Genomic DNA, 7196 nt, shown 5'->3' with positions numbered 1-7196 from the left:
TCACGATTTTAAAAGCTTTAGAAGCTGAAATAAACTAGTTGTAAAAAAATTGTGTCAAAACTAATAAAATCTGTCCACAATGGAGATTACTTTTGAGGGCTATTTCTTATATGACAGACAAATCTACGGGTACTTTGGCACAAAGGTACAAAACGCGACACGGTTCTTAGAAATAGCTTAAAATCACTATAGAAGCTGCCACCTTTACATGTTTGGACTAAAAACGACAAAGAATTTTAAACTTTACTGAATTTTTTATAAGCCTTTAGAATCGATTTTCCCATACAAAGTACATTCACGAATCTAAAAATCATTTCTCGCTCAAATATGCGATATGATCTTTAACTAATCATCGCACTCACTTTTTTATCAACTTTTGTAAAATCATAGGTGCCATAAAAGTTGATATGACTCCAGTGAACAATGGAGCTGTTTTTGAGAGCTTCAACAATCTCATCTTTTTGAGATTGAGATTTTGCCTGCTGGAGTTTTTTGTTGATGTAAAGATAGTTCCACAGTATGACAGCATTTTGAATGAGGCGTTTGCAGTTGTTGGCAATATTTTGCTCCTCTTGGGATGCAAACATAAACTCTGCATTATTACCAAAGAATACCGCTTTTGCAAATCTATTAGAAGCTTCTACCTTATTGAGCTGTTTTTCAATTCTTTGTCTGAGTTCAACATCATCAATATAGGTGAGCAAAAAATCTGTTTTGATAATTTTTCCAAACTCTTTGATGGCGGTGTAGAGTTTATGGTGCTTGGAATAGGATGTAAGCCGCTTTAAAAGCTGTGAGGCTGACGTTCTTCTGGATTTGATTGTAAGAGTGAAACGAAGGATATCATCCCAATTTTCTTCTATGGTCTTAAAATTGATTTTTCGTTTTGGAAGCAGTTTATAACCTTTGGTATGATACGCTTTAGGCGTATCAGTTCCATAGAGTTGCTGCTCTTTGAAGTTTTTAATGCGTGGCGCAAACGAGAACCCAAGTAGATGGGTAATTCCAAATATCACTTCACTAAATCCATGCGTGTCCGTACTATGAATATCGCTTTTTACAACATCATTATGCATCAGTCCATCAATCACATAACCGCTTTCTCTTTCATTGACATTGATTACAATCGAGTAAAACAGTTTGTGACCCTCATCGATAAATGTATATGCTACCACTCCCTTATCCAATCCGAAATATTTATGGGACCACCCCGCATTTGTCGAATCGATTGATGATTTGATATTGTATTTTTGCCCATCACTGGATGTATGATTGATATCTTGGTTTGCTTTGAAGAGTTTGGATATCTCAAGTGAATCGATATATGCGACAATCTTATCATTTGCCTCAACGGTGTTCTCTTCGTTTAAATACCATGTGGTTGTAGTGTCAAGCTCATTTTCACTGATACCTTTAGATATTTTTGCCATCTTTGATAAAGAGATGTTACATCCATACCCAACAATTGAAGCATATAAGAGATTCGGATCAAGCTTCCCAATTCTTGTATTCTGTAGAGAGTAGTGTTTAAAGGAATCCAAAAAGTCTATTTTTACCTGCACTGAATGCAACAGATCGATTACAGAGATAAGTTCTGCCTGCGGGAAATATTTTGCGATGGTGTGTTCTAGCTGCTCCTCTGTCTTCTCTAATTTTGGTGTGGAGAGTATAAATGAATCTGCCGTAGCTTTGAAATGGGTATTATTGTCCTTTATAATACGTCTGTTTGTAATCTCAAAACTGTGCTCCAACTTCTTATTGATGGGATCGATATACTCTGAAAAGTTTTCCAAATGATCAAGTTCATAGTACGTAAATAACGCTTTCTTCTCTTGAAAAAATTCATCTTTAGGGATTAAATAATCCTCAAAGCTTTTGTATTTATAGGAGTATTTTAGATTTAAAATGCCTGAGCGGATCCCATCGCTGATGTGGATAAAGAGCAATGCTTTATAAAGTGAAACACGAAACTTGTTTTCATCATCTAAAAGAACTGTCGTCTCCTCTTCAGATAGAAAATCAGTTGGTGCCAATTTAGTGAGGTTGCTATTCTCTTTGAAATAGCGAATCGCCTTTATGAGATGTTTATTGGATGATTTTTCATCAAACTCTAAGAGCTTGACAACACCAGAGAGTTTGCCTTGCAGTGATTGAGAGGCTTTGTGGAGGAAATCAAATCTGTTGAGATGATTCTTTTCAATAGTTGTTTTCTCTTCAAATAGTGATTTTAGGGCTTGAGTTTTTGAATTTATGAGTGATTTTAGTGTAGATATCTTTGTAGTGTCATCAATCGTGTCACTGTTGATAATGTGACTGACTTCATTGAGAATCGATATATTTGCATTCTCCAAAGATGCTATCAATGCCGTTTGTTTGGGCTCATTCTCAAAGTGAAGATCTTTTTGGTGGCGCAGAAGAGTGTTTTTTGTGCTTTGAATAATGGCGATAAATCTATCGACAAGATTATCGTTGCGGATGTAGTATTGGTACTTTACAAATGATAGCAATAAAAATTGTTGTTCGAGTTCTTGCTTTCTTGTAAGCTGTAACACTTTGCTTTGTTCAAGCCATTTTGAATAATATTGAGATATTTTATCTGTTATGCCAACTTCATCTATGATAGGTTTTAAAATAGTAAACTTTGATCGTATAGTTTCCAAGTGCGTCAAAGAAGTAAGCATCTGTTTTTTATTTGTAGAATACCCTAGCTTCTTGTAGCTGCCGATGTTGTATCTGTTTTTGAAATTTTCATCTTTATCTGTAAAATCACCTAAAAGTTTTAGCCTTTCATCATTTTTGTAAATTTTTAAAACTGCAAGTATATTCTCGGTTTGGTTGTTCAACGCAGCACTAATAATTTTAGACAATGTAAAATAACTTGGAATTTCTATAGTGAGCTTTTTAGAGTAATCTACAAGAGAATAAAATATCTTTTTACGGTGAGTAAAGTTGCTAGCAAGCTCTATCGCGTGTTGTTGTAGTTTAGATTCAATTTCAGAATTCAACTCAACAATCTGGAAATAAAACTTGATGATCTGTTTATAGCGTTGTATTGTTCGAATAGAAGGCTGCACCATGCTATTGGAAACTTCAATTTGATATTTAGTACAGATATGTCGAATATCGTCTTCGTTATAGCCGTTGAAATCGAAAAATTTATTGCTGACTTTAAAATATCCATACATCAAGGTGAAAATACAAAATAGTTCATCATTGCCTAAAGTCAGTGCTTGATCATATATTTTTTTGGGTAGCTTGAAAAAATAGTCTCGTTCAAAACTGTTTTTAAATTCTGGTACCGACTCAAAGTTTTTAATTTCACTACCTGTTAAAAATTCAATTCTTGCCATAAATATCCTATACTAAAAATGTTCGTTTATTTTAACTTATAATACACACTAAATATCATTGATTAAAAGATAATAATTTCACTATAATTAAATAGATTAAAATATTTTCATTAAATGAGGCAAATTTTTATGAAAACTACTGCTTATCTTAGGATATCAACTGCCGATCAGGATATTGAAAAAAATAAATCTGATATTTTAAAGCTTGCCAATGAAAAACGTCTTGGTTATGTTGAATTTATAGAAGAGCAGATATCTGGAAAAGTATCTTGGAAGAAAAGAAAACTTTTTGCTATTATCGACGATGCAAAAAAAGATGATGTACTCATAGTAAGTGAACTCTCCCGTCTTGGAAGAAGTATGTTGGAGATCATGGAGATACTCTCAATCGCATCTCAAAAGCAGATGAAGATTTATGCCGTTAAGGGAAACTGGAATTTAGATGATTCTATCCAAAGCAAAGTAATGGCCATGGCATTTTCAATTGCATCTGAGATAGAAAGGGATCTCATATCGATTCGTACAAAAGAGGCTTTGCGGTTCAAAAAAGAGAATGGAATTAAACTAGGTCGTCCAAAGGGACCAGGCAAAAGTAAGCTTGACAAGTTTAAACCGGAAATTGAAGCATTGCTGGCTAATGGCTCTACTCAAAAATTTATAGCCAATCGTTACAATACTACAGAAGCAAATCTGTATAATTGGTTGAAAAGAAATCATCTAAAATAAAACAGGATCTCAGATGAAATACACTCTAAAAGTTGAGTTAGAAGTAGAAATTGAATTTTTAAACATTGATGCATTGGATGAGGATGCCAAAGAAGAGATTGAAGATATTGTTGTTGAAGCGCTATCTGATAACTCCTCTGAAATTACGAAAAATATTTTTGATGAAATGAAACAGCACACACACGTAAAAATTAAAAATGGATTTGCTTACGAAGATGAACGAAGTACTAATATCTGGGATGATGACGAAGAGTAATTAAGCGATTCTTAAGAACCGTGTCGCGTTTTGTACCTCTGTGCCGAAATAGCCAACGTGCTATTTTTTCCGAATTCTGTGTTGATCAAATTTCAGGTTTGTTTAAAATGGATAGAGAATAAAATCCTTTTGTAGGTTTAGCAGCTTTTTTTTAAACGGTTGAAAAAGATTCAACCAAAATGTTGAAACATTGTAGTCTACCAAACTTCAACCAGGAGTAATAATGTCACCAAAACAATTTCAAGATGATTTATCCGAATGGGATCTTTGTACCGGTAAAGGACTCGTTAGTGATCTCGATGCTTGGCGAGATCGCTACATCACCGAGAAAGTGGCTCAAGGGGTGAGTGATAAGACCCGTAAATCCTATGGAGAAGCACTGACTCCTCTCATTGAGTTTGCTCATCAGTATGATTCGATTATGGATTTGGAAGGGTTGTCGGCTAAGTTTGTTAATAACTACCTGATGTGGTATCAAGAACATCTCGCCTCTAAAGATCTCGAAGCTAAAAAGATATCAATGGAGGAGTACAATCAAGTCCTTTCCAATCGTAAAGCCAATAGGGGTAAAAACGACGCAAAGCTCTCTATCGTCTATCGTTACGAGAAAAGCCTCTCACACCGTTTGACGGTTCTCAAACAACTCCTCCTTTTTATCAGTGAAAACAACAACGAGAACAAAGACTTCACTCCTATCTTTAAATATTTCACCAAGATCAAGGTCCAAAAACGAAGTACCGATTTCGTCACCGAAAATGAACTCGAAGAACTGATCGATTTTATGAAGCATTGGCCGGAAGTTTTTAAAGAGCATTTTCCGAAGAGTTCGGAGCGTTATGCCTATCGCAATGCCTTGATCGTACTGCTTTACTGCCTAAGCGGTGCACGTGCGGATGAAGTTATCTCATTAAAGATGGAGCATATTAAAGCATCCGAGTACAAAGACGATCATGGTACTACACATCTGTTTTATACGATCGCTTATCATACGACTAAAGGGGATAAATACCGCGAAGTGGTGGTGAGACGTGAAGAGATAGAACCGTTTGTCAACTACATGAGAGCTGTTCTTCCCGATCCCTCTTATGTCCTCTCAAGCACCTATGCGAATGGAACTTACACAAACAAGAAGATGCCCGATGTCGATATGTGGAAATTCACCACCTATGCTTTAAAAGCAATTGGGGTTAATAAAAGTGGACGCCATATCATCCGCAGGGGTTATGCAACCAAAGAGCTCGCCGATGGGAAAGATTTGGCAATTGTGGCCATGGAGCTGGGGCACACTTCGACGAATACGACTTTTAGTGCCTATGTGAAAAATAATCCTGAGCTCATGATGCGCCAAAAGATCAAGTAAAATGAATTACACTTTGGTGTATTAATCCGTGCTATACATCACTCACCTTAGCGTTAACTGCTACAAAATGAAACAAATTACATTAATTTTAGCTGAAATTCACTTTTTTACTTAACATCTCGGCTTCCAACCTGAATATATAGATATGGGTTTGTTAGTTTTAATAAATCTAGCGCATATTAAAGGAAAATTATGAAAATTACGATTCACAAAGGGACTAATGAAATAGGTGGAAGCTGTATTGAGTTGTCAACAAATAACAGCACTATTTTATTAGATTATGGAACACCTTTGCAAGAAGATAGTACTCAAATTAAGATTGAGAAACCGATTGATGCTATTCTCGTCTCCCATCCACATCAAGATCATTTTGGTGAAATTGCAAATATAGACACTACCATTCCTATTTATTGCGGAGAACTTGCAAAGGAGTTAATGAATGCAACAAAAATATTTACGGGCAATGCACCTTTAAAAAATAATTTTTATACCTTTAAAGCTTGGGAGCGTTTTAATATCGGAGACTTCACAATAACACCCTATTTAGTTGATCATAGTGCTACCGATGCGTATGCTTTTTTAGTTGAAGCGGATAATCAAAAAGTGTTATACAGTGGCGATTTTAGAGCCAATGGAAGAAAATCAAAACTCTTTGACAATATAATCAAAGATAAAAAATTGAAGAATGTGGATGTGTTGTTGATGGAAGGCACCATGATTCAAAGAAGCAATCATGATTTTCCAGACGAACAAAGTGTCGAAAATAAAATATACGAAACGATTAAATCAGACGATCAAATATCTTTTATGATTGGTTCATCACAAAATATTGATTCGATTGTATCTGCATATCGAGCTTGTAAAAAAGCTGGAAAGATATTTGTTATCGATATGTACACGGCATGGATACTTGAAAAGTTGAAAATAGTATCGAGTAGTATCCCAAATATGAGTTGGGATGATGTAAAAGTACTTCGTAGTTTCGGGAAAATTTATTACGATAAAATAAGTGAAAATCCTAGTCATTTTGGAGGCTTTAAATCTAAAATATATGATGATGGAAATCATATACAATTGGACGAGATAAAACTATCTCCAAATAAATTTTTTATAAAAATGTCACCTTCATTTATTGAAAAATCTATACAAAAACTAGAGGTTGATAATGCTAATATCATCTATTCACAATGGCTTGGTTATTTAAAAGAAGAGTTTAACAACCAAAAAAGTATTGAAATATTAAAAAGATTAGAGGAGAAGTATAATTGGGTGTATGCACATACCAGCGGTCACGCTGATCTCGAAGCTTTACAGATGTTTGCTTCTTCTATTAATCCTAAAAAACTCATCCCAATACACACGGAACACAAAGAAGAATTTGAAAATTATTTTGATAATGTAGCAGTATTAGAAGATAATGAAGTATATGAAATAGGGCAGAGTTTGAGTGTTCATCAAGTGAATGAATTAAACAAAATATTTAAAAATGACTTGGAGAGCTGAA

The 7196-nt window shown here is 34.7% G+C and carries 5 protein-coding genes; 4 read left to right on the top strand and 1 reads right to left on the bottom strand.

The annotated features are described in order from the left end of the window. Positions 1-341: 341 nt before the first annotated feature. Entirely contained in the window at positions 342-3350 is a 3009-nt protein-coding gene (locus tag PHP90_RS08385) for a Tn3 family transposase (RefSeq protein ID WP_299928129.1), read from the bottom strand. Between the two features lie 129 nt (positions 3351-3479). Between PHP90_RS08385 and PHP90_RS08380 the strand changes: the two genes are divergently transcribed. The 4 genes from PHP90_RS08380 (at position 3480) to PHP90_RS08365 (ending at position 7195) form a co-directional block, all read left to right on the top strand. Then, entirely contained in the window at positions 3480-4076 is a 597-nt protein-coding gene (locus PHP90_RS08380) for a recombinase family protein (protein WP_299928126.1), read from the top strand. A 13-nt stretch (positions 4077-4089) separates the two neighbouring features. Then, entirely contained in the window at positions 4090-4332 is a 243-nt protein-coding gene (locus tag PHP90_RS08375; protein WP_299928123.1) for a hypothetical protein, read from the top strand. A 223-nt stretch (positions 4333-4555) separates the two neighbouring features. Next, the gene (locus PHP90_RS08370; RefSeq protein WP_299928120.1) at positions 4556-5692 is read left to right on the top strand and encodes a site-specific integrase; all 1137 of its coding nucleotides are present in this window, start codon (positions 4556-4558) and stop codon (positions 5690-5692) included. A gap of 192 nt (positions 5693-5884) precedes the next feature. Next, positions 5885-7195, top strand: coding sequence for an MBL fold metallo-hydrolase (locus PHP90_RS08365; RefSeq protein WP_299928117.1), 1311 nt, complete (start codon positions 5885-5887; stop codon positions 7193-7195). The last annotated feature ends 1 nt before the right edge of the window (position 7196 follow it).

Origin of the sequence: Sulfuricurvum sp. (assembly GCF_028712165.1) — a bacterium.
Classification (GTDB): domain Bacteria; phylum Campylobacterota; class Campylobacteria; order Campylobacterales; family Sulfurimonadaceae; genus Sulfuricurvum.
This window is presented reverse-complemented; position numbering and strand designations above follow the sequence as displayed.